Origin of the sequence: Burkholderia sp. E168m15 (assembly GCF_016586105.1) — a bacterium.
In the GTDB taxonomy this organism is placed as follows: domain Bacteria; phylum Pseudomonadota; class Gammaproteobacteria; order Burkholderiales; family Burkholderiaceae; genus Burkholderia; species Burkholderia orbicola.
This window is the reverse complement of record NZ_BCPO01000194.1, coordinates 1-21,886: the sequence shown is the minus strand read 5'-3', so window position 1 is coordinate 21,886 and position 21,886 is coordinate 1. Positions and strand designations below refer to the sequence as shown.

The 21,886-nt window shown below is 67.0% G+C and carries 13 protein-coding genes; 7 read left to right on the top strand and 6 right to left on the bottom strand.

Annotated features, from left to right (window positions below; genetic code table 11):
- From JMF86_RS30860 to JMF86_RS30850, 3 genes are all read left to right on the top strand, one after another.
- Positions 1-3,198: an efflux RND transporter permease subunit gene (locus JMF86_RS30860; protein ID WP_054928631.1), complete on the top strand. Its 3,198-nt coding sequence runs from the start codon at positions 1-3 to the stop codon at positions 3,196-3,198.
- Positions 3,195-4,622: an efflux transporter outer membrane subunit gene (locus tag JMF86_RS30855; RefSeq protein WP_054928630.1), complete on the top strand. Its 1,428-nt coding sequence runs from the start codon at positions 3,195-3,197 to the stop codon at positions 4,620-4,622. The genes JMF86_RS30860 and JMF86_RS30855 overlap by 4 nt, the downstream gene beginning before the upstream one ends.
- 370 nt (positions 4,623-4,992) lie before the next feature.
- Entirely contained in the window at positions 4,993-5,727 is a 735-nt protein-coding gene (locus tag JMF86_RS30850; protein WP_054928629.1) for an ABC transporter substrate-binding protein, read from the top strand.
- A gap of 53 nt (positions 5,728-5,780) precedes the next feature.
- Here JMF86_RS30850 and JMF86_RS30845 read toward each other — a convergent pair whose 3' ends face one another.
- Both JMF86_RS30845 and gltP read right to left on the bottom strand, forming a co-directional pair.
- Positions 5,781-7,040: an aminotransferase class V-fold PLP-dependent enzyme gene (locus tag JMF86_RS30845; RefSeq protein ID WP_054928637.1), complete on the bottom strand. Its 1,260-nt coding sequence runs from the start codon at positions 7,038-7,040 to the stop codon at positions 5,781-5,783.
- A 53-nt stretch (positions 7,041-7,093) separates the two neighbouring features.
- Entirely contained in the window at positions 7,094-8,422 is a 1,329-nt protein-coding gene (gltP, locus tag JMF86_RS30840) for a glutamate/aspartate:proton symporter GltP (protein ID WP_054928628.1), read from the bottom strand.
- Between the two features lie 176 nt (positions 8,423-8,598).
- Here gltP and JMF86_RS30835 point away from each other — a divergent pair, with 176 nt between their 5' ends.
- The 3 genes from JMF86_RS30835 to JMF86_RS30825 all read left to right on the top strand — a co-directional run bounded on the left by JMF86_RS30835 (position 8,599) and on the right by JMF86_RS30825 (position 12,089).
- Positions 8,599-9,516, top strand: coding sequence for a LysR family transcriptional regulator (locus tag JMF86_RS30835; protein ID WP_054928627.1), 918 nt, complete (start codon positions 8,599-8,601; stop codon positions 9,514-9,516).
- A 310-nt stretch (positions 9,517-9,826) separates the two neighbouring features.
- Positions 9,827-11,134, top strand: a complete 1,308-nt coding sequence (locus tag JMF86_RS30830) for a dicarboxylate/amino acid:cation symporter (protein ID WP_023475159.1) — start codon at positions 9,827-9,829, stop codon at positions 11,132-11,134.
- A 13-nt stretch (positions 11,135-11,147) separates the two neighbouring features.
- On the top strand, positions 11,148-12,089 hold the full coding sequence (locus tag JMF86_RS30825) for an amino acid ABC transporter substrate-binding protein (protein ID WP_054928626.1): 942 nt from the start codon (positions 11,148-11,150) through the stop codon (positions 12,087-12,089).
- A gap of 89 nt (positions 12,090-12,178) precedes the next feature.
- Here JMF86_RS30825 and uvrA read toward each other — a convergent pair whose 3' ends face one another.
- Both uvrA and JMF86_RS30815 read right to left on the bottom strand, forming a co-directional pair.
- Positions 12,179-18,073: an excinuclease ABC subunit UvrA gene (gene uvrA / locus JMF86_RS30820; protein ID WP_054928625.1), complete on the bottom strand. Its 5,895-nt coding sequence runs from the start codon at positions 18,071-18,073 to the stop codon at positions 12,179-12,181.
- A gap of 276 nt (positions 18,074-18,349) precedes the next feature.
- Positions 18,350-18,565: a DUF3820 family protein gene (locus JMF86_RS30815; RefSeq protein WP_027805708.1), complete on the bottom strand. Its 216-nt coding sequence runs from the start codon at positions 18,563-18,565 to the stop codon at positions 18,350-18,352.
- Positions 18,566-18,724: 159 nt separating this feature from the next.
- Between JMF86_RS30815 and JMF86_RS30810 the strand changes: the two genes are divergently transcribed.
- On the top strand, positions 18,725-18,913 hold the full coding sequence (locus tag JMF86_RS30810) for a hypothetical protein (RefSeq protein ID WP_023475168.1): 189 nt from the start codon (positions 18,725-18,727) through the stop codon (positions 18,911-18,913).
- A 202-nt stretch (positions 18,914-19,115) separates the two neighbouring features.
- Here the strand turns inward: JMF86_RS30810 and JMF86_RS30805 are convergent, their stop codons facing one another.
- Both JMF86_RS30805 and JMF86_RS30800 read right to left on the bottom strand, forming a co-directional pair.
- On the bottom strand, positions 19,116-19,778 hold the full coding sequence (locus JMF86_RS30805; RefSeq protein WP_054928624.1) for an OmpA family protein: 663 nt from the start codon (positions 19,776-19,778) through the stop codon (positions 19,116-19,118).
- Positions 19,779-19,902: 124 nt separating this feature from the next.
- Positions 19,903-21,886, bottom strand: a 1,984-nt coding sequence (locus JMF86_RS30800; protein ID WP_201317261.1) for a YadA-like family protein, incomplete at its 5' end; no start/stop codon positions are given.

Sequence of the window (21,886 nt, the reverse complement as noted above, 5' to 3'; positions counted from 1 at the left end):
ATGGCAGAGTTCTTCATCAAGCGTCCCATTCTCGCGTGGGTCATGGCCATCGTCATCATGCTGGTGGGCGCGGCGGCGGTCACGAGTCTTCCCGTCGCGCAGTACCCCACCATCGCGCCGCCCTCGGTGCAGGTGACGGCCACTTACCCCGGCGCCTCCGCCGACACCGTCGCGGCAACCGTGACCCAGGTGATCGAGCAGAAGCTGAGCGGCATCGACAACGTGCTGTACATGTCGTCCACGAGCAGTTCCGCCGGGCAGGCCACCATCACGCTGACGTTCAATCCCGGCACGAATCCCGACATCGCGCAGGTACAGGTGCAGAACAAGGTGACGCAGGCCACGCCTACCCTGCCCCAAACGGTGCAGGAGCAAGGTGTGCAGGTCGCGAAGGCGTCGACGAGCTTCCTCATGATCGTCGCGCTCTCGTCGCCGGGCGGCACCTGGAATTCGGTGGATCTCGGCAACATCATCGCGACCCGGATCGAAGATCCGCTCGCGCAGTTGAACGGCGTGGGCGACGTGACGCTGTTCGGCTCGCAGCACGCGATGCGCATCTGGCTCAACCCGGTGAAGCTGCACAGCTTCGGACTCACGCCCGCCGACGTGACCACGGCCATCACGAACCAGAACGTCGAGCTTTCCACGGGGCAGGTCGGCGGCTCGCCGGCAACGGATTCGCAGGCCATCAACGCGACCATCCGTTCGTCGAGTCTGCTGACGACCGCCGACCAGTTCGCCGGCATCCTGCTGCGCGTGAACAGCGACGGCTCGCGCGTGCTGCTGAGGGACGTGGCGCGCGTGGAGGTAGGCGGCGACAGCTACGACACCTCGTCGCGCCTGAACGGCAAGCCGGCATCCGCGCTCGCCATCAAGCTCGCCACCGGCGCCAACGCGCTGGACGCAGCCAACGCCGTGCGCGCGAAGCTCGCCGAGATCCAGCTGCAATTACCGAAGGACGTCGCGATCAGTTATCCGTACGACACCACGCCGTTCGTTCGCATCTCGATCGAAGAGGTCGTGAAGACGCTGTTCGAAGCGGTCGTACTGGTCTTCCTCGTGATGTACCTGTTCCTGCAGAACGTGCGCGCCACGCTGATTCCGACCATCGTGGTGCCCGTTGCGCTGCTCGGCACGTTCGGTGTGACGTCGATGATCGGTTTTTCGATCAACGTCCTCTCGATGTTCGCGATGGTGCTCGCCATCGGCCTGCTCGTGGACGACGCCATCGTGGTGGTGGAAAACGTCGAGCGCATCATGAGCGAGGAGAAGCTCGGCCCGAAGGAAGCCACGCACAAGGCGATGGGGCAGATTACCGGCGCCCTGGTCGGCGTGACCACCGTGCTCACCGCCGTCTTCATTCCGATGGCGTTCTTCGCGGGCTCCACGGGCGCGATCTACCGGCAGTTCTCCATCACCATCGTCTCGGCGATGCTGCTGTCGGTCATGCTCGCGCTTACGCTCACGCCGGCGCTGTGCGCCACGCTGCTCAAGCGCGCCGACGTGGAGCACCACGAAAAGCGCGGCTTCTTCGGCTGGTTCAACCGGTGGTTCGCCAAGAGCAATGCGGGTTACAGTTCCTCGCTCGCACGCGTGGTCGCGCGGCCCGCGCGTTACATGCTTCTCTACGGCGCGATCGCCGGCGTCGTGGCGCTGCTCTACGTCACGTTGCCCTCCTCGTTCCTGCCTGACGAAGACCAGGGCTACTTCATCGTGTCGATCAGCGCGCCCGCGGGCACGCCGGCCTCGCGCACGCTGAAGACGGTGGAGGCCGTGGAGCAGTACGTGCTGAAAGACGAGCCGGGCGTCAAGCAGGTCATCGCCATCAACGGCTTCAGCTTCAACGGCCAGGGGCAGAACAACGCCATCGCGTTCGTGACGCTCAAGGACTGGAGCCTGCGCGGTTCGCGCGACAGCGCGTCGGCCATCATCGCGCGCGCCAGCCAGCATTTCGCCGGCAATCGCGACGCGCGCATCTTCGTGCTGAATCCGCCCGCCATTCAGGAACTGGGTACGCAAAGCGGCCTCGACTTCGAGATAGAAGACCGCGGCGGCGCAGGCCACGACAAGCTGCTCGCGGTGCGCAACCAGTTTCTCGGCATGGCGTCGAAGGAACCGACGCTCGCGATGGTGCGCCCGTCCGGCCTTGAAGACACGCCGCAGCTGCAGGTGGACATCGACCGCGAAAAAGCCAACGCGCTGGGGCTTTCCATCTCCGACGTCAACGACACGCTGCAGACCGCGTTCGGTTCGTCCTACGTGAACAACTACATCGACACGGGGCGCGTGCAGAAAGTCTATGTGCAGTCGGACGCGCCGTATCGCATGATGCCTGCCGACCTCGGCGACTGGTATGTGAAGGCAGGCAGCAGTTCGTCGGGTTCGTCGTCCTCGTCGTCCTCGAGCACCACCACGAGCACGACAGGCTACGACGCCACGATGGTGCCCTTCTCGTCGTTCGCAAAGAGCCACTGGACGTTCGGGCCGCCACAGATCGAGCGCTACAACCGGCAGCTCGCCGCGGGCATGTCGGCCGCCACGCGGCCCGGCGTGAGCACCGGCGAGGCGATGACGGCAGTCGAACAGCTTGCGCACAAACTACCGCCCGGCTTCGCCGTGGAATGGACGGGCCAGTCGTATCAGGAGAAGCAGGCCGGCTCGCAAGCCACGGTGCTCTATGCGATCTCGCTCGTCGTCGTGTTCCTGTGCCTTGCGGGCCTCTACGAAAGCTGGTCGATTCCGCTTGCGGTGCTGCTCGTCGTGCCGCTCGGTGTGCTGGGCGCGTTACTGGCCGCTCACGGGCGCGGGCTTTCGAACGACATCTACTTCAAGGTGGGGCTGCTGGCCACTATCGGTCTGTCCACGAAGAACGCCATCCTGATCGTCGAGTTCGCGAAGGATCTGCAGGCGCAGGGGCACAGCCTCGTGGACGCCGTACTCGAAGCCGCCCACATGCGGCTGCGCCCCATTCTCATGACTTCGCTCGCGTTCGTGTTCGGCGTGCTGCCGCTCGTCATCAGTACGGGGGCCGGCGCCGGCGCACGCCACGCCATCGGCACCGGCGTGACGGGCGGCATGATCGCGGCCACGGTGCTCGCCATCTTCTTCGTACCGGTCTTCTTCGTCGTGGTGCGCAGACTGTTCAACGAACACGGTCACACCACGGACACCGCCGACATCAACGAGGGCAACGCATGAAACGCACACTGATCGCCCTTGTTTGCACGGGCGTGCTGGCAGGCTGCACGCTGGACCCGACGTACCAAAGGCCGGCCGCACCGGTCGACGACACCTGGTCCACCGTGCCCGCGCTGGCGCAGCCGAAGGCCGCGCAGAGCACGGCTGCGGCACCGCCGGGAGCCGACCTCGGCTGGCGCGATTTCTTCAAGGACCCGCGACTGCAAAAGCTGATCGAACTCGCGCTCGCGAACAACCGCGACATGCGCGTGGCCGCGCTCAACGTGGCGCAGTACGAAGCGCAGTACCGCATTGCGCGCGCCAACGTCGGACCGGCCATCAACGCATCCGGCTCGGTCACGCGCGAACGCGTGGCCGGCTCCACGAGCGCATACAGTTCGAGCAGCGCGAGCGTGGGCCTCACATCGTGGGAAATCGACTTCTTCGGCCGCCTGCGCAGCCTCAAGCGTCAGGCGCTGGAGCAGTACCTCGCCACGGACGCCGCGCGCACCAGCACGCAGATCAGCCTGATCGCGACCGTCGCCACCGACTATCTGCAACTGCTCTCCGACGAGACGTCGTTGCAGATCGCGCAGAACACCGTGGATGCGGACCAGCACACCTACGACCTCACGGTGAGCATGATGAAAATGGGCAGCGCGTCGCTGCAGGACGTGCGCCAGGCTGAAAATTCGCTGGCGAGCGCGCGGTCGAGTCTCGCCTCGTACACGCGTGCGGTCGCGCAGGACCGCAACGACCTGGTGGCCGAAATCGGTGCGCCGCTGCCCGACGATCTGCCGCAAGGCCCTTCGTTGATGGAAAGCGAGAACACGTTCGCGGACATCGGCGAAGGCGTGCCGTCGGACCTGCTCGCGCGCCGGCCCGACATCGTCGAAGCCGAGCACACGCTCAAGGCCGCCAACGCCAACATCGGCGCGGCGCGCGCCGCGTTCTTTCCGAAGATCGAGCTGACGGCTTCCGCGGGCACCACGAGCGGCAGCCTCTCGAACCTGTTCAAGGCGGGCACGGGGGCGTGGACGTTTGCGCCGTCCATTTCGGTGCCCATCTTCGACTTCGGCTACAACCGCGCCACGCTGGACGTGGCGAAGGTCGAGAAGGACATCGACATCGCCAACTACGAAAAGGCCATCCAGACGGCGTTCAAGGAAGTGTCGAATGCACTCGCGGGACGCACCACGTACGTCACCCAGGTAGCCGCGGACCGCGACTACGTCAACTCCGCGCAGCAGTACTACGACCTCGCGCAGGCACGCTACCGCAGCGGCACCGACAGCTTCCTGACCCTGCTCGACGCGCAGCGCACGCTCTACGCCGCGCAACAGCAACTGGTCACGGACATGCTCGCCAAGCAGTCCAATCTCATCACGCTGTACAAGGTGCTGGGCGGCGGCTGGCGGGAAACGAGCGCGGTGGCGCAGCGGTAGCCTCCGTACGCCCGTGAACGACGCGCTTTCCCACATCACGGGCGTCTTGCTATTGATGCTCCGTTCCCCCACGACGGGCTGCTGGAAACAGCCGTGCGCACGACGGATCGCACGCGGTTCTCACGAAAGAGCAGCGTACGGAGGCGTCGCCGGCCCTGTCGCTGATCACCGATGCACTGCGCCATCGACGCTGGCGCAGCGTCTCCCCCGCTCTATCGCGCGCCGCCCCGTCGCCACGGTGCGCCCGGCCCGATCGCACCGGCACGCCGGGCGACACGCTCCACCCGACGTCCCGGTGATAAGCTCGGCATCGACGCGCCGTCGCGCATCCCGTCACCCGACCAACCCTACGCCTCCCGCGAGTCCGCCCATGCCCATCGCTCCTGCTGTCGTCTCCGCCTTCACGCCCACCGGCAAGCTTCGCGCATCGATCAACCTCGGCAACCCGATCCTCGCGAACCGCGACCCGGTAACGGGCGAACCGTTCGGCGTATCGATCGACCTCGCCCGTGCCTTCGCCGAGCGCCTGTCGGCCGACCTGGAACTCGTCGTGTTCGACGCCGCCGGCAAATCGGTGCAGGCGCTGACCGACGAGCGCGCCGATTTCGGCTTCTTCGCGGTCGATCCGCTGCGCGGCGAAACGGTCGCGTTCACCGCGCCGTACGTGCTGATCGAAGGCTTCTATCTCGTGCCGGATGCATCGCCGATCCGCACCAACGCGGACGTCGACCAGCCGCACAACCGCGTGGCCGTCGGCAAGGGCAGCGCGTACGACCTGTTCCTCACCCGCGAACTGAAAGCCGCGCAGATCGTGCGTGCGCCGACGTCGCAAGCCGTCGTGCCGACGTTCGTCGAGCAGCAGCTGGAAGTGGCGGCCGGCGTGAAGCAGCAGCTCGAAACCGACGCCGCGAAAACGCCCGGCCTGCGCCTGCTCGACGAGCGCTTCATGGTGATCCGGCAGGCGATGGGCGTGCCGAAGAGCCGCGGCGACGCGGCCGCCGCGGCACTGGCCGCGTTCGTCGAAGACATGAAGGCGTCGGGCTTCGTCGCCGATTCGCTGCGCCGGCACGGCATCACGGGCGCATCGGTCGCGCCGGCGGGCTGATCGACAACCGCGCCGAAACCGGTACGGCCCGGACAATCGGGCCGTGTCGCCGATCAGCGCTGTGCCGCGAGCGCTTCGGTGATCGCGAGGAATCGCGCGATATCGTCCGGCGCATGACAATGGAGCGGCGAGATCCGCACCGCGCCGGCGAGCCCGAACGATTTCAGCATCCGGCCCGAGTACAGGCTCGACGCAACGCGCTCGTAGACGATCACACCGTGCTTCTCGTATTCCCGCACCGCCTGCGTCGGTTCGAGATGCGCGAAGCCGATCCCGACGATCAGGTCGCGCTGCGTCAGGTCGTCATGATCCCAGTAGACGTCGACGCCGTCGATCGCGCGCAAGCCGTCGAGCAACGCGGCGAGCAGCGCGCGTTCATGCAGCTCGATCCGGTGCATGCCCTCGACAAACAGCGTGCGCCGGTCGTCGGAATCGGTGAAATACCGGCCGATCCACGCCACGTAATCGACAATCGACGATACGACCGCAAATTGCGCGGGCGCCGGGCTCCCGAGTTCCCATACGCCGTTCTCCTTCGCGGCGAGCCGGTGATGCGGCAGCGCGGCCGCACGCGGCGACAGCCACGACATGCCCGAGCCGCGGCATCCGAAATACTTGTACGGCGCGAAGTTGATCCCGTCGACCGGCGTGCGCTGCAGGTCGATGACCCCGTGCGGCGCATGCTGGACCGCGTCGACGACGATGAACAGATCGGGCTTCTTCTCTCTCGCCCGCGCGACGATCGTCTCGATGTCGAATTTCGCACCGGAGATGTTCGACGCCGCCATCACGCTGAGCAGCGCGGTATCGGCGTCGACCAGCGCCACGATCGCGTCGACGTCCACGCCACCGGTCTCAGGATTGCTCGGCGCGATGCGCAGCGTCTTGCCGGTCCGTTCCGCGTAAACCGTCATTGCATCGTAGGACGACGGGTGCTCGAGCACGGTCGTCACCGCGTTGGTGCCCGGCACGTTCTCCATGATCGCGCGCACCATGTCGAACATCGCGCCCGATGCGGTCAGCGACGCATACACGGTGCCGCCCTGCGCGTTCAGGATCGTGCGAACGTCGTCCTCGCCGCGCGACTGGATCGCCTGCAGATCGAGCGCCCGCGCATGGATACGCTCCGGGCAATCGGGCAGCGCATCGACCCGCGCGTACGCGTCGACTGCCGCCTTCAACCGGAACGACCCGCCCGCGTTGTCGAAGAACAACCGCTCGCGGCCGTCGACGTCGCGATCGACGTGATGAAAGTGCGACTTGATCTGCTGCATCAACGCGTCGGGAAAAAGTGCGCCATGGGGACTGCTCATCTTCGATGCTCCTGTTTGCTTCGGAATGTTGTGCGGTGCATGCATGGCGGCGTTCAGCCGCGCAGCGATTCGACGTACGCGCGGCCCTTTTCCGCGTCGTACCGGCCTTCCCATTTCGCGATGACGAGCGGCGCCAGCGCATTGCCGACGACGTTCAGCGCGGTGCGGCCCATGTCCATGATCCGGTCGACGCCGGCAATGAACGCGAGCCCTTCGAGCGGCAATCCCGCGCTCGCGAGCGTCGCGAGCATGATCACGAACATGAAGCCCGGCACACCGGCGGCGCCCTTCGACGTGACGACCATGGTCAGCGTCAGCAGCACCTGCTGCTGCCAGCCGAGGTGCACGCCATACAGCTGCGCGACGAACAGCGTGCCGATGCCGAGATAGATCGACGCGCCGTCGAGGTTGAACGTGTAGCCGGTCGGCACCACGAACGTCGTGATGCTCTTCGGCACGCCGTAGTCCTCCATCTTCTTCATCAGTTGCGGCAGCACGGTCGCCGAACTGCAGGTCGAGAACGCGATGATCAGTTCGTCCTTGATCACGCGCAGCAGTGTCAGGATGCGGAACCCGAACAGCCGCGCGGTCACGCCGAGCACGGCGATCGCGAACAGCAGGATCGCGAAGTAAGTGACGGCGACGAGTTTCAGCAGCGGCAGCAGCGATCCGAAGCCGAAACTTGAAACGGTCACCGCGATCAGCGCGCACACGCCGACCGGCGCATAGCGCATCACCATGTTCGTCACTTTGAACATCGCGTCGGCGACGCCCTTGAGCATCGCGAGCACCGGCTTGCGATGCTCTTCCGGCACGGACTGCAGCCCGAGCCCGAACAGCAGCGAGAAAAAGATCACCGGCAGCAGGTCGCCCTTGGCCATCGACGCGACGATGTTGTCCGGGATGATGCCGAGCACCAGCGCCATCAGCCCGTGGTGCGCCTGCTGCACCTGTTGCGTGGTCTGCTGGTAACGGGAAATGTCGGTGTGCCCGAGTTGCGACATGTCGGTGCCGACGCCCGGCTGCAACACGTTGCCGATCACGAGCCCGAGCACGATCGCGATCGTCGTGATCACCTCGAAATAGAGCAGCGTCTTGATGCCGAGGCGTCCGAGCGACTTGCCGTCGCCCACGCCGGCGATGCCGATCACCATGCTCGTGAATACGATCGGCACGACGATCATCCGCACCAGCTTGATGAAGATGTCGCCGGCCGGCTGCAGCACCCCGGACACGGCCGTGTCGCGCAGTTGCGGAAACCGGTTCAGCACGAGCCCGGTCGCGATGCCGATGACGAGGCCGATGAGGATCTGCCACGCGAGCCCGACGCGCGGCTTGCGGGCCGCGCCGACGACGGGCGGGGAGTCGATGACGGTGTCCATGCAATCTCCAGAGAATGGGGGGTCGATTGAACGCTGGGTGCGATGCGGCGCGTTTTCTGATGAACGCACTCGCCAGGCGACGCAACGGGAGCACCTTAAACAGCCTAAATATGTAAAAAAAGCGATTTTTTGACATGAGAACATATCGCTTTTCTTCATCTATCGAGTGAGACGCGATGCTGACGTTCAAGCAGATGGAAGCGCTGTACTGGATCGTGCAGCTCGGCTCGTTCGACGCGGCCGCGACGCGCCTGAACACGACGCAGTCGGCCGTATCGAAGCGCATCCAGGAGCTCGAACGCGCGTTCGACCTCACCGTGTTCGATCGCGCGCATCGCAGCGCGCGGCTCACCGACAAGGGCGCGGAGCTGTTCGACCATGCGAAGGCATTGCTCGAACAGCGCGACCGCGTGGTCGAGCGGATGAGTTCGAAGGAAGCGCTGGTGCGGCATGTCCGGATCGGCGTGACCGAACTGACCGCGCTGACGTGGCTGCCGCGCCTGATCGCGGCGATCCAGGCCGCCTATCCGCGCGTGCACGTGGAGGCCGAGGTGGACCTGACCGCGACGCTGCGCGACCGGCTCGCGGCCGACACGATCGATCTGATCGTGGTCCCGCAGATTCATGCGACGGACGCGTTCACGGCGACGGTGGTCGGCGAGGTCGACAACGCGTGGATGTGCGCGGCCGGATTTATGCCGACGTCCCGCGCCGCCCTTGCGTTGACGGAGATCGCGCGGTTTCCGCTGATCCTGCAGGGGAACCTGTCGGGCACCGGGCATCTGTACACGCGCTTTCTGCAGGAACACGGCGTCGCGACTCAGCGCGTGCTGTCGAGCAACAGCCTGCTCGCGCAGATCGGCCTGACGCTGTCGGGCCTGGGCATCAGCTATCTGCCGAAGGCGTGCGTAGCGCACCTCGTCGCTTGCGACGCGCTGGAGATCGTGCGCACGCAGCCGGCGCTGCCGCCGGTTCGCTACGTCGCGCTGCACCGGGCCGAACGCGCTCATTCGCTGACCGCCGAGATCGTCCGGCTCGCGGAGCAAGCGTGCGATTTCAGCACGAGCCTGCTGGACCCGCGGGCGCACGACTAGCGCCTGTTCACGGTGGCGCGGCATCCCGGCACCACAACATCGTCGGTGGTGCAGAACAGTGGCGAAATGGCGCGGCGCAGGTTACCGCCATCCGGCGCCCGTCGAACAGGCAATGTGCTGCGTCGCACCAATCCTCACCCGGTTGCGCCGGCGCACGGGCAGGCAGCGCCACCCCCGCCATCACCGTCGCCCCATCGGCCATGATCCGGCGCTAGCGCAAACCCGAACCCGGTTGCACTGTTCAGCGCGATTCTGGTCCTGTATCGTCCTTCCATCCCCGATTGCGAAACCGCTGCATGGGAGGCTTACGATGCGAAAAAAGAATGCTGCAGCCGTCTGGATCCTGGTCGCGATGGCGGCAGGCATCGCGATCGGCTACATGGTCTTCACGAGCTTTCCGGACAAGAAGGCCGCCGCCGAAGTCGCCGGATACATCTCGCTCGTCTCGGACGTATTTCTGCGCCTGATCAAGATGGTGATCGGGCCGCTCGTCTTCTCCACGCTGGTCGTCGGCATCGCGCACATGGGCGACGCGGCCTCGGTCGGGCGCGTATTCGCGAAATCGATCACCTGGTTCATCACCGCGTCGCTGGTCTCGCTGCTGCTCGGGCTGCTGATGGCGAACCTGCTGCGGCCCGGTGACAATCTCGGCCTGCCGCTGCCGGACATCGGCGCATCGGCGAACCTCGCGACATCCAAGTTCACGCTGAAGGATTTCGTCGGCCACATGGTGCCGAGGTCGTTCGCCGAGGCGATGGCGAACAACGAGATCCTGCAGATCGTCGTGTTCTCGATGTTCTTCGGCGTCGCGCTCGCCGCGCTCGGCGAGCGTGGCAAGATCCTCATCGCCGCGATCGACCAGCTGTCGCACGTGATGCTGAAGATCACCGGCTACGTGATGAAGCTCGCGCCGCTCGCGGTGATGGCCGCGATGGCCGCGACCGTCGCGGTCAACGGGCTATCGGTACTGCTGAAGTTCGCGGTGTTCATGGGCGACTTCTACGTCAGCCTGTTCCTGCTCTGGGCGTTACTCGTGTGTGCGGGGCTGGTGTTCCTCGGGCCGCGGGTGTTCAAGCTGCTGGTGCTGATCAAGGAAGCGTTCATGCTGTCGTTCGCGACGGCCAGCTCCGAAGCCGCGTACCCGAAGATCCTCGACGCGCTCGACCGCTTCGGCGTGAAGCGCAAGATCTCGAGCTTCGTGATGCCGATGGGCTATTCGTTCAACCTCGACGGCTCGATGATGTACTGCACGTTCGCGTCGCTGTTCATCGCGCAGGCGTACAACATGCACCTGTCGCTCGGCACGCAGATCACGATGCTGCTGGTACTGATGCTCACGTCGAAGGGAATGGCCGGCGTGCCGCGTGCGTCGCTCGTCGTGATCGCGGCCACCCTGCACCAGTTCGGGCTGCCGGAGGCAGGGCTGCTGCTGATTCTCGGCGTCGACACGTTCCTCGACATGGGCCGCTCGGCCACCAATGCGGTGGGCAATTCGATCGCGAGCGCGGTGGTCGCGAAATGGGAAGGCCAGCTCCTGCCGGAAGCGGAAGCCGAAGCCAACGCTGCGCGCATCGAAGCGGAACAGGAAGCGACGATCGCACATCCGACGGAAGTCTGACGGAGGCCCGGCGATGAAGATGCAGCGATTCTGGCGTGCGCTCGCGCTCGCGGGCCTGCTTGCGACGGGCGCGGCCGCGCGTGCGGACGATGCGCCGTCGACGCCGCCGCGCGTCGAGCCGTTCGCGCCGGCCCAACTGACCGGCACGCTCGCGAAGGTGCGCAGCAGCGGCACGATCGCGCTCGGCTATCGCGACGCGTCGATCCCGTTTTCGTACCTGAATGCGCGCAACCAGCCGATCGGCTATTCGATCGAGCTGTGCAAGGCGCTCGTGGCGTCGATCGAGGATGCGATCAACCAGAGCCTGACGATCCGCTGGGTGCCGGTCACGTCCGACAACCGCATCGACGCGGTGGTCAGCGGCAAGGTCGACCTGGAATGCGGCTCAACGACCAGCAACCTTGAGCGCCAGAAACGCGTGGCGTTCTCGCCGATCTTCTTCGTGGCCGGCACGAAGGTGATGGTGAAACGCGGCGCGCCGATCCGCTCGTTCCGCGATCTCGCGGGCAAGAAAGTCGCGGTGACGGCCGGCACGACCAACGAGAAGGCGCTGCGCGACCTGAATGACAAGTTCCGGCTCGGGGTCCAGCTACAGGTGGTGCCGGACCATGCGCAAGGCTTCGCGCTCGTCGCGAACGGCAGTGCCGACGCGTTCGCGACGGACGACGTGTTGCTGTACGGCCTGATCGCCGAGAATGCGAGCAAGGGCGGCCAGTACGACGTGGTGGGCGATTTTCTATCGTACGACCCGTACGGCATCATGTTCCGCAAGGACGATCCGCAACTCGCGCAGATCGTGAAAAGCACGTTCCAGGAATTGGCCGCCGACGGCGAGATCGCACGTCAGTACAAGCGCTGGTTCCTGCGCCCGCTTCCGTCCGGCTTGAGTCTGAACCTGCCGATGAGCCCTCAGCTGGAAACCATCATCGAGGCGATCGGCGTCAACGCGAATTGAGCGCGGCGCCATCGTCGACATGAAGGACGAGACGAGAACGGCCCCGATGCCTCACCAGGCATCGGGGCCGCTCGCCGGATGCGACGCGTTCAGCCGACCCGCGCCGCGCCCTGCTGCTCCGCTTCGGCGTCTTCGCTGGCCGCTCGGGCCAGCACCGGCTTCAGCGCTTGCCCGGTATGGCTGGCCTTCACCTGCACGAGCCCTTCCGGCGCCGCCGCCGCGACGATCGTGCCGCCGCCCACGCCGCCTTCGGGCCCGAGATCGATGATCCAGTCGGCTTCGGCGATCACGTCGAGATCGTGCTCGATCACGACGACGCTATGCCCGGCATCCACCAGCCGGTGCAGCACGCGGATCAGCTTCGCGACGTCGGCCATATGCAGGCCGACCGTCGGCTCGTCGAGCACGTACAGCGTGTGCGGCACCTTCTGGCCGCGCCGCGTGATGTCGTCGCGCACCTTCGTCAGCTCGGTGACGAGCTTGATGCGCTGCGCCTCGCCGCCGGACAGCGTCGGCGACGGCTGGCCGAGCGTCAGATAGCCGAGCCCGACGTCCTTCATCAGCTGCAGCGGATGCGCGATGTTCGAGATCGGCGCGAAGAACTCGACCGCCTCGTCGATCTCCATCGTCAGCACGTCGCCGATGTTCCGGCCGCGCCACGTGACGGCGAGCGTTTCCGGATTGAAGCGCTGCCCGTGGCACACGTCGCACGGCACCTTCACGTCCGGCAGGAAGCTCATGCCGATCGTGCGCACGCCCTGCCCTTCGCACGCGGGGCAGCGCCCGTCGCCGGTATTGAACGAGAAACGCGACGCCGTATAGCCGCGTGCGCGCGCTTCGAGCGTATCGGCGAACAGCTTGCGGATCGTGTCCCACACGCCGATATAGGTGGCCGGGCACGAACGCGGCGTCTTGCCGATCGGCGTCTGGTCGACTTCGAGCACGCGATCGATCTGCTCCCAGCCGCTCAGCGACTCGCAACCTTGCCACGCATGCGTGACGTTCAGCGACGGCCGCGGTGCGCTGCGCGCGAGCACGCTCGAACGACGGTTGGTGGCCGGCGCGTCCTGCTGCGCGGCCTTGCGCGCACGCCGCGTGGCGGGCGACGACAGCACCGAGCGGCCGACCGCGTCCAGCAGGTTCGTCATCAGCACGTCGCGCGCGAGCGTCGACTTGCCCGAACCGCTGACGCCCGTGACCGCGACGAGCCGCGCGAGCGGAATGCCGACCGTGACGTCGCGCAGGTTGTGCAGCTGCGCGCCATGCACGGTCAGCCAGGCTTCCGGCACGGCTTCACCGCCCTTCTTGCCCGGCAGGCTCACGCTGCGGCGCGGTTGCAGCGGGTGCGTCATCGGCTGCGCGAGCAGGCGCCCCGTCACCGAATCGGCCCGCGCGGCGAGATCGGCCACCGCGCCTTGCGCGACCAGCGTGCCGCCGCGCTTGCCGGCGCCCGGGCCGACGTCGATGATGTGATCCGCGCGGCGGATCGTGTCCTCGTCATGCTCGACGACGACGAGTGTATTGCCCTTGTCGCCGAGCTTGCGCAATGCATCCAGCAGGATCTGGTTGTCGCGCGGATGCAGGCCGATGGTCGGCTCGTCGAGCACGTAGCACACGCCCTGCAGGTTGCTGCCGAGCTGCGCGGCCAGCCGGATGCGCTGCGCTTCGCCGCCCGACAGGCTCGGCGCCGCACGGTCGAGGCTCAGGTAGCCAAGCCCGACCTCCTCGAGAAACGCGAGGCGGCTGCCGATCTCGCTGACGATGTCGCGCGCGATCTGCGCGTCGCGCCCGGTGAGTTCCAGCGCGTCGATCCAGCGGCGCGTGTCCGACACCGTCCACTGCGCGACCTCGACGATCGGATGCGCGTCGAACGTGACCGCGCGTGCGGACGGGTTCAGCCGCGTGCCGTGGCAATCCGGGCACGGCTCGTTGCCGACGCCTTCCGGCTCCTGCTCGTCCGACGGCAAGGTCTGTTCGCGGCCGCGATCGTCGCCGGCGAGCACCGTGTCGTCGTACGCGGCGCGCTGCTCGCGGGTGAGCGTGACGCCAGTGCCGACGCAGGTCGTGCACCAGCCGTGCTTGCTGTTGTACGAGAACATCCGCGGGTCGAGCTCCGGATAGCTCGTGCCGCATACCGGGCACGCGCGCTTCACCGACAGCACCTTGACCGCGCCGACCTGCGCGGTCGAATGATCGTTCTGCATCGCGTGGTGCAGCCCGTCGAGCGGCGCGAGCAGGTGCATCACGCCCTTGCCGAGCTCGAGCGTCTCGTCGAGCCTGCGCCGCAACTCGGCTTCGTTGTCCGGCGACACGACGATATCGGCCACCGGCAATTCGATCGTGTGCTCGCGGAAGCGGTCGAGCTTCGGCCACGGATCGACCGTGACGAATTCGCCGTCGACGCGCAAATGCGTGCTGCCGCGCGCCTTCGCCCACTTCGCGAGATCGGTATACACACCCTTGCGATTGACGACGAGCGGCGCGAGCAGCCCGACGTGTTCGCCGCGATGATCGCGCAGCAGTTGCGCGGCGATCGATTCGACGGATTGCGACGTGACCGGTGTGCCGTCGTGGATGCAATGCTGCAGACCGAGCTTCACGTACAGCAGCCGCAGGAAATGCCACACTTCGGACGTGGTCGCGACCGTGCTCTTGCGCCCGCCGCGCGACAGCCGCTGCTCGATCGCGACGGTCGGCGGAATGCCGTACACCGCGTCGACCTCGGGGCGGCCGGCCGGCTGCACGATCGAGCGCGCATACGCGTTCAGCGATTCGAGGTAGCGGCGCTGGCCTTCGTGGAACAGGATGTCGAACGCGAGCGTCGACTTGCCGGAACCCGACACGCCGGTGATCACGTTGAACTTGCCGTGCGGGATGTCGACGTCGAGCGACTTCAGGTTGTGCTCGCGCGCGTTGACGATCCGCACGACGTCCTCGCCTTCGATCGCACGGCGCGCGCGTGCCGCGTTCAGCGCGGCCTGCAGCGGCACGCCTTCGTCGGCAGCCGCGGCTGCGCCCTCCATCTCGCGGTCGTACTGCAGCAGCGCCACGCCGGTATGCGATTCGGCGCAGGCCTTCACGTCGTCGGGCGTGCCCGCGCACAGCACCAGGCCGCCGCCGTCGCCGCCTTCCGGGCCGAGATCGATCAGCCAGTCGGCCGCGCGGATCACGTCGAGATTGTGCTCGATCACGATCAGCGAATGGCCGGCCGCGAGCAGCTTGCCGAACGCCTGCATCAGCTTCGCGATGTCGTCGAAGTGCAGCCCGGTGGTCGGCTCGTCGAACATGAACAACTTCGCGCGGGCGATGCGCGCCTCTTCCGTCGCGACCCGGCGCCCGTTGGTCGCCGCCGCGGATTCGGCGAGGAAGCCGGCGAGCTTCAGGCGCTGCGCTTCGCCGCCCGACAGCGTCGGCACCGGCTGGCCCAGCTTCACGTATTCGAGGCCGACGTCGACGATCGGCTGCAGCACGCGCAGCACCTCGGCATCGGTTGCGAAGAACGCAGCCGCCTCGCTGACGGTGAGATCGAGCACATCGGCGATGTTCAGCGCGCGGCCGTCGCGCTCGATACGCACTTCGAGAATCTCAGCGCGGTAGCGGCTGCCGTCGCAATCCGGGCAACGCAGGTAGACGTCGCTCAGGAACTGCATTTCGATGTGTTCGAAGCCCGAGCCGCCGCAGGTCGGGCAACGGCCGTCGCCCGAGTTGAAGCTGAACGTGCCGGCGCCGTAGCCGCGTTGCAGCGCGAGCGGCGCCTTCGCGAACAGCTTGCGGATTTCGTCGAACGCGCCGACGTAGCTCGCCGGGTTCGAGCGCGTGGTCTTGCCGATCGGCGACTGGTCGACGAACACGACGTCGCCGACCTGGTCGGCGCCCGTGAGGCTGCGGAACGCGCCCGGCGATTCGGTCGCCTTGCCGTGATGGCGCGCCATCGCCGGATACAGCACGTCCTGCAGCAGCGTGGATTTGCCGGAGCCGGATACGCCCGTCACGCACACCAGCCGCTGCAGCGGGATCTCGACCGTGACGTCGCGCAGGTTGTGCTCGGTCGCGCCTTCGAGCACGATGCGCGGCGTGTTCGCGTCGACCACGCGGCGTGCCCAGTTCGACGCATGCGCGACCTGCTTGCGGCCGCCGAGATACTCGCCCGTCAGCGTGTGCGCCGAGCGGATGTCGCCGGGCGTGCCGTCGTACACGATCGTGCCGCCGCGCTCGCCCGGGCCGGGGCCCATGTCGATCAATCGATCGGCCGCGAGCATCACCGACGGATCGTGCTCGACGACGACCAGCGTGTTGCCCGCGTCGCGCAGCCGCTGCATCGCCTCGACGATCCGCGTGAGATCGCGCGGATGCAGCCCGATGCTCGGTTCGTCGAGCACGAACAGGGTTTTCGTGAGCGACGTGCCGAGCGCCGTCGTCAGGTTGATCCGCTGCACCTCGCCGCCCGACAGCGTGCGGCTTTGCCGGTCGAGCGTCAGGTAGCCGAGCCCGACGTCGCACAGGTATTTCAGGCGCGTGCGCACCTCGGCGAGCAGCAGCTTCAATGCGTCGTCGAGCAGCGCGCTCGGCAGCACGATGTCGTCGAAGAAGCGCCGGATGCGCTCGATCGGCAGCAGCATCAGGTCGTGCACGGTCAGGCCCGGCAGCGCTTCGAGCTGCGCGCGGCTCCAGTCGACGCCGCGCGGCATGAAGCGGTCGGCCGGCGCGAGCACGGCGTCGGCATTCTCTTTCGAGCCGAGCCGCCATTGCAGTGACTCCGTTTTCAGGCGCGCGCCGCCGCACACGTCGCACGGCGTGTAGCTGCGGTATTTCGACAGCAGCACGCGGATGTGCATCTTGTACGCTTTCGATTCGAGGTAGCCGAAGAAGCGCTTCACGCCGTACCACTGGCTCTGCCACTTGCCGTTCCAGTCCGGCGAACCGTTGACGACCCAGTCGCGCTCGGCGTCCGTCAGCTCGGACCACGCCACGTCGCGCCGGATGCCGGCCTTCGCCGCGTAGCGCATCAGGTCGTCCTGGCACTCTTTCCACGCGGGCGTCTGCATCGGCTTGATCGCGCCGCCGCGCAGCGTCTTGCGCGCGTCGGGAATCACGAGGCCGAGATCGACGCCGATCACGCGGCCGAAGCCGCGGCAGGTCTCGCACGCGCCGTACGCCGAGTTGAACGAGAACAGCGCCGCCTGCGGCTCCGCGTAGCGCAGGTCGCTGTCGGGATCGTGGAGCCCGGTGGAAAAGCGCCAGATCAACGGCTCGGCCGTTGCGTTTTCCGCTTCCGCGGCCAGCACGTACACGTTCACGCGGCCGCCGCCGCGCTTCAGCGACGCCTCGATCGCCTCCACCACCCGCGCCTTGTCGGCCTGCTGCACGCGAAAGCGGTCGGCCACCACGTCGAGCATCTTGCGCGGCCCGGTGGGCGACGCGACCTCGCGCTGCGCCTGCACGCGCGTGTAGCCGCTCGCCGACAGCCACTGCGCGATTTCCTCGTCGGACACCGCCTCCGGCAATTCGACCGGGAACGTGACGACGACGCGCGGATCGTCCGCCTGCGTGCGCGCGACGAGTTCCGCGTAGATCGTCTCCGGCGTGTCGTGCCGCACCTGCCGCGCGGTCTTGCGGTCGAACAGCTCGGCCGCGCGCGCGTACAGCAGCTTCAGGTGGTCGTTCAGCTCGGTCATCGTGCCGACGGTCGACCGCGAACTCCGAACCGGGTTGGTCTGGTCGATCGCGATCGCGGGCGGCACGCCGTCGACACGCTCGACCTGCGGGCGATCCATCCGGTCGAGGAACTGCCGCGCGTACGCGCTGAAGGTTTCGACGTAGCGCCGCTGGCCTTCCGCGTACAGCGTGTCGAACACGAGACTCGACTTGCCGGAGCCCGACGGGCCGGTCACGACCGTCATTTCACCGGTACGCAGGTCGAGATCGAGATTCTTGAGGTTGTGCTGACGTGCTCCGCGAATGCGGATCAGATTGCTGGATGACAATTTGCCTGCCCGTCTGAATGAGTTAGCCGGAATTCACGGTGCCGGAACGCTGCGGCGGATGCCCGCAGGCGCGGCGCACGTGCCGCAAGGGTTGGACCTGTGCGGCTCGAGTTCGACGGGTACTATACTGTATATTCATACAGTTTTCCATGACGACCCTGCGGGCTTCATGGGCAGGCGGCCGGGGATTCCCCGTCGGCATCGGCTATCCGGAAATCGCGCGCCTGCGATGCGCGGACGAAACAGCGCGCGGCTTCAGTGACGCGCCGCCCTGCACTAACCGCGCTTGCGCAGCGGGTCCAGCAAGCCTCTCAGGCCGTTGTGGTCGATTTCGTGCATCAGCGCGAGCTGCCGGCCGAGTTCGCCGCGCGGAAACCCTTCGCGGGCCAGCCAGTTGAGATAGTTGCCGGGTAGGTCGGCAAGAAGCCGGTCCTTGTATTTACCGAAGGGCATGGTGACGGTAACGAGGCATTCGAGGTCGGGGGATCGCATGCGGGTATTGTGCACGGCTTTCCGCTTCCGCCGCATGCAGGCCGATCAGGGTCGACCGACGGTTGTAAGACCGCCTCGTCGCGCGTGCCGAAAGCGGACCGCCGCCCCGCTTCCCGCCTGCTAGACTGAAATTTCCCCCTGCAAACCCTGGAGGGAATCATGATGTCCATCTATGTCGTGAAGACCGGCGAGCAGTTCCTCTGCACCGCCGAGGACGGCGATATCGGCATGGCGCCGGCCATCGAGGATGCCGCCTCCTTTGGTTCGTATGACGAAGCGGAGCAAGCCGCGAGCGCGAATGCCGACCCCGGGTACGAGATCGTGGCCGTCTGCATGATCCGACACTGAGCGCCATCCACGGCCCGGTACGGATGGCGATCCGCGTGCCGGACGCCAGTCGTCGCTCGGCGGCGGCGCCGCTGCGACGGACACCGCGTGCGCACGCCGCAACGAGCCCTACCCGCGGCCGTTGTCCGCGGCGAGCACGCATTGCCGCAAGCGAGCCGCCTGGCTTCGACGGTCACGCTTGCGGCAACCTGGCCGCGGCGTCCTACTTCTGCAGCGAGATTTCCACGCGACGATTGCGCGCGCGCCCTTCGGCGGTATCGTTCGACGCCGCCGGATTGGCTTCCCCGTGACCGACTGCAGCGAACGAATCCGCCTTCAGCCCGTGCTCGCGCAAATACCCGGCGACCGCATCCGCCCGGCGCTTCGACAGCGCCTGATTGTGCGCATCCGAGCCGGTCGCGTCGGTATAGCCGTCCACTTCCACGCGCGCGAAATGCCGGTCGGCCTGCCGGTTCAGCAGCGTGTCGAGCGCGGCGGTGGCCGCAGGCGTCAGCGCGGCCGAGTCCGTCGCGAAATACGCATCGCCGGTCAGGCTCACCTTCTCGACCGGCGCGGGCGCCGGCGCAACGGCCGCGGCCGTCGGCGCGGGGGCCGCCCCGCACTGGAACACGATCGAATGCGGATCGGCGCCGTCGCGGTACGGCGTCGTGGTGTCGACCAGGCGCACGGGCTCGTTGCCGCACATGCGCGTCGCGACCTTCATGCAGGTCTTCGCGGTAGACAGGATGCCGTGGCAATCGACCTGGAACGTCCGGATGCCGTTTCGCGACTGCAGCTCGTACGCGTTGTACGTCGGCCCCGACGCACTCGAACAGGCCGCGAGGGAAACGACGGACGTCAGCAGAACAAGATGGATGTTTTTCACTTGATGACTCCGAGAATGCGATGAGCACGGCGCGTGCGGCGCGATGTCGCGACGCCTCCGCGCACGTTGGCGTTCGGCGCGGTCCGCTCCGGCCACGCGGGCCGGAACGAACCGCTGCGCACGATCACTTCCACTGATACAGCATGCCCGCGCCGACGACGCGCTGGCTGCCGGCGAAACCGCCGTTCAGCGTCGCCTTCAGGTTCTCCGTGACGCGCGCCTGCACGCCGACCGCCATGGCCTTCTGGCCCTGGAACGTCGCCGTGCCGACCCCCATCGCGAAATTCGAATCGCGGTCCATGTGCGGAATCGACGCCATCGCGGCGGTCGCGGCGATCCCCTCGCGGGCCATCGAATCGGTCTGCTGGATCTGCTGCTGCATCTGCGTGAGCTGGTTGTTGACCGTGTTCAGCGACTGCGTGAACTGGTTCGAGACCGCGTTCAGCTGGTTCACGTTCACCGCGTCGGTGCCCTGCGTGCCGGCCGCGACGTTCACGACCTGACGCGCCGAATCCGCCGAGCCGACCGCGACCACGTTCGAGCGGCCGCCGTCGTTGCTGCCCGTGCCGATCGCGGTCGAGTTGTTGCCCGCTGCCGTGGCGCCCACGCCGATCGCGGAAGAGCCGTTGCCCGATGCGAGCGCATTGTTGCCGACCGCCGTGCTGTTCGAGCCCGATGCGACCGCCCCCGAGCCGCCCGCCGACGAATTCGACCCGCTCGCGCCCGGCGGCACGTTCGTGCCGTTCGGGTTCGTCGTGTACTGCCCGCCGAGGTTGGCCGTGCGCTGGTCGATCAACGTCGTCAGCTGGTTCGCGACCGAATCGAGCTGTGACACGTTCACCGCGTCGGTGCCGTTCTTGCCGGCCGCAAGGCCGGTGATCTGGCGGTTGCCGATGTTGATTTCGCCAGCCGACGACTGCGGGCTGCTCAGGCCGTACGCGACATAGTTCGTCAGCGCGCCGACCGTGGTCAGCGAACCGGCGCCGAGCGCGACGCTATTCGCGAACGTGGCCGACGCACCGGCGCCGAGCGCGAGCGCATCGGTCGCCGTGCTGCGCGCGCCCGAACCGAGCGCGACGCTGCCGACACTGACCGCCACCGCATTCGCGCCTTGCGCGACCGACTGCGCGCCGGTCGCCGTCGCGCCGCTACCCAGCGCGATCGCGTCGGACTGCGCGGAACTCGCCGCCTGGCCGATCGCGATCCCGCCCGGTGCGGTCTGGTCGACGATCGCGCCGTTGCCGATACCCACGCCGTTGTCGCCGTTGACGACCGTCGTCGGCCCGACCGCGACCGATTCCGCGCCGACCGCGAGCGAATCGGCCGCCGTCGAATTCGCGTGGAAGTACTTCTGGCCGGTGACCGCGAACGACTGCAGCGCGCCGGTCAACTGGCGCACCGTCACCGCATCCTGCTGGCCGGTGCCGTCCGCGACGTTGGTGATCTGGCGGTACGTCTTGTTCGTCGCATCGCCCACAGACACCGCGCCGAGCAGCGTCTGGTCCGTCGTGTCGAACGGGATCGACGCACTGCCGTTGCGGAGGATGCCCGACGACGGCACCACGGCGCGATCGGCCACCGAACCCGAGCCGAGCGCGATGCTGCCGTCCACGCGCGCGATCGCGTTCGGTCCGATCGCGACGCTGTCCAGGCCGAGCGCCTGGCTGTCCGGTGCGGTCGAGTTCGCGTGGAAGTACTTGATGCCGTTCGCGTTGATGTTGTCGATCGCCGAGCCGACGTTGTTGTTGATCGTCGTCGAGCCGTCGCTGTTGTACGTCACGTACGACGGTGACGAGATCGTACCGGTGGTCGGATCGTAGGTGGCCCCGCCGCCGATCGCACCGGCCGTGCTGTTGCCGAGATTCGTGTTGTTGTTCGCGATCGAGCTGAGGCCCGTCGACAGCGAGCTGATCCCGGTCGACGTGGCGGTCGACAGCGAGGTCAGGCTGCTGTTCGTCGAACTCAGGCCGGTGGACAACGAACCGACGACCGTCGACGTCGACGTGGACAGCGACGTGATCGAGCTGTTGGTCGAACTCAAGCCGGTGGACAGCGAGCCGACGACGGTCGAGGTCGACGTGGACAGCGAGGTCAGGTTGCTGTTGGTC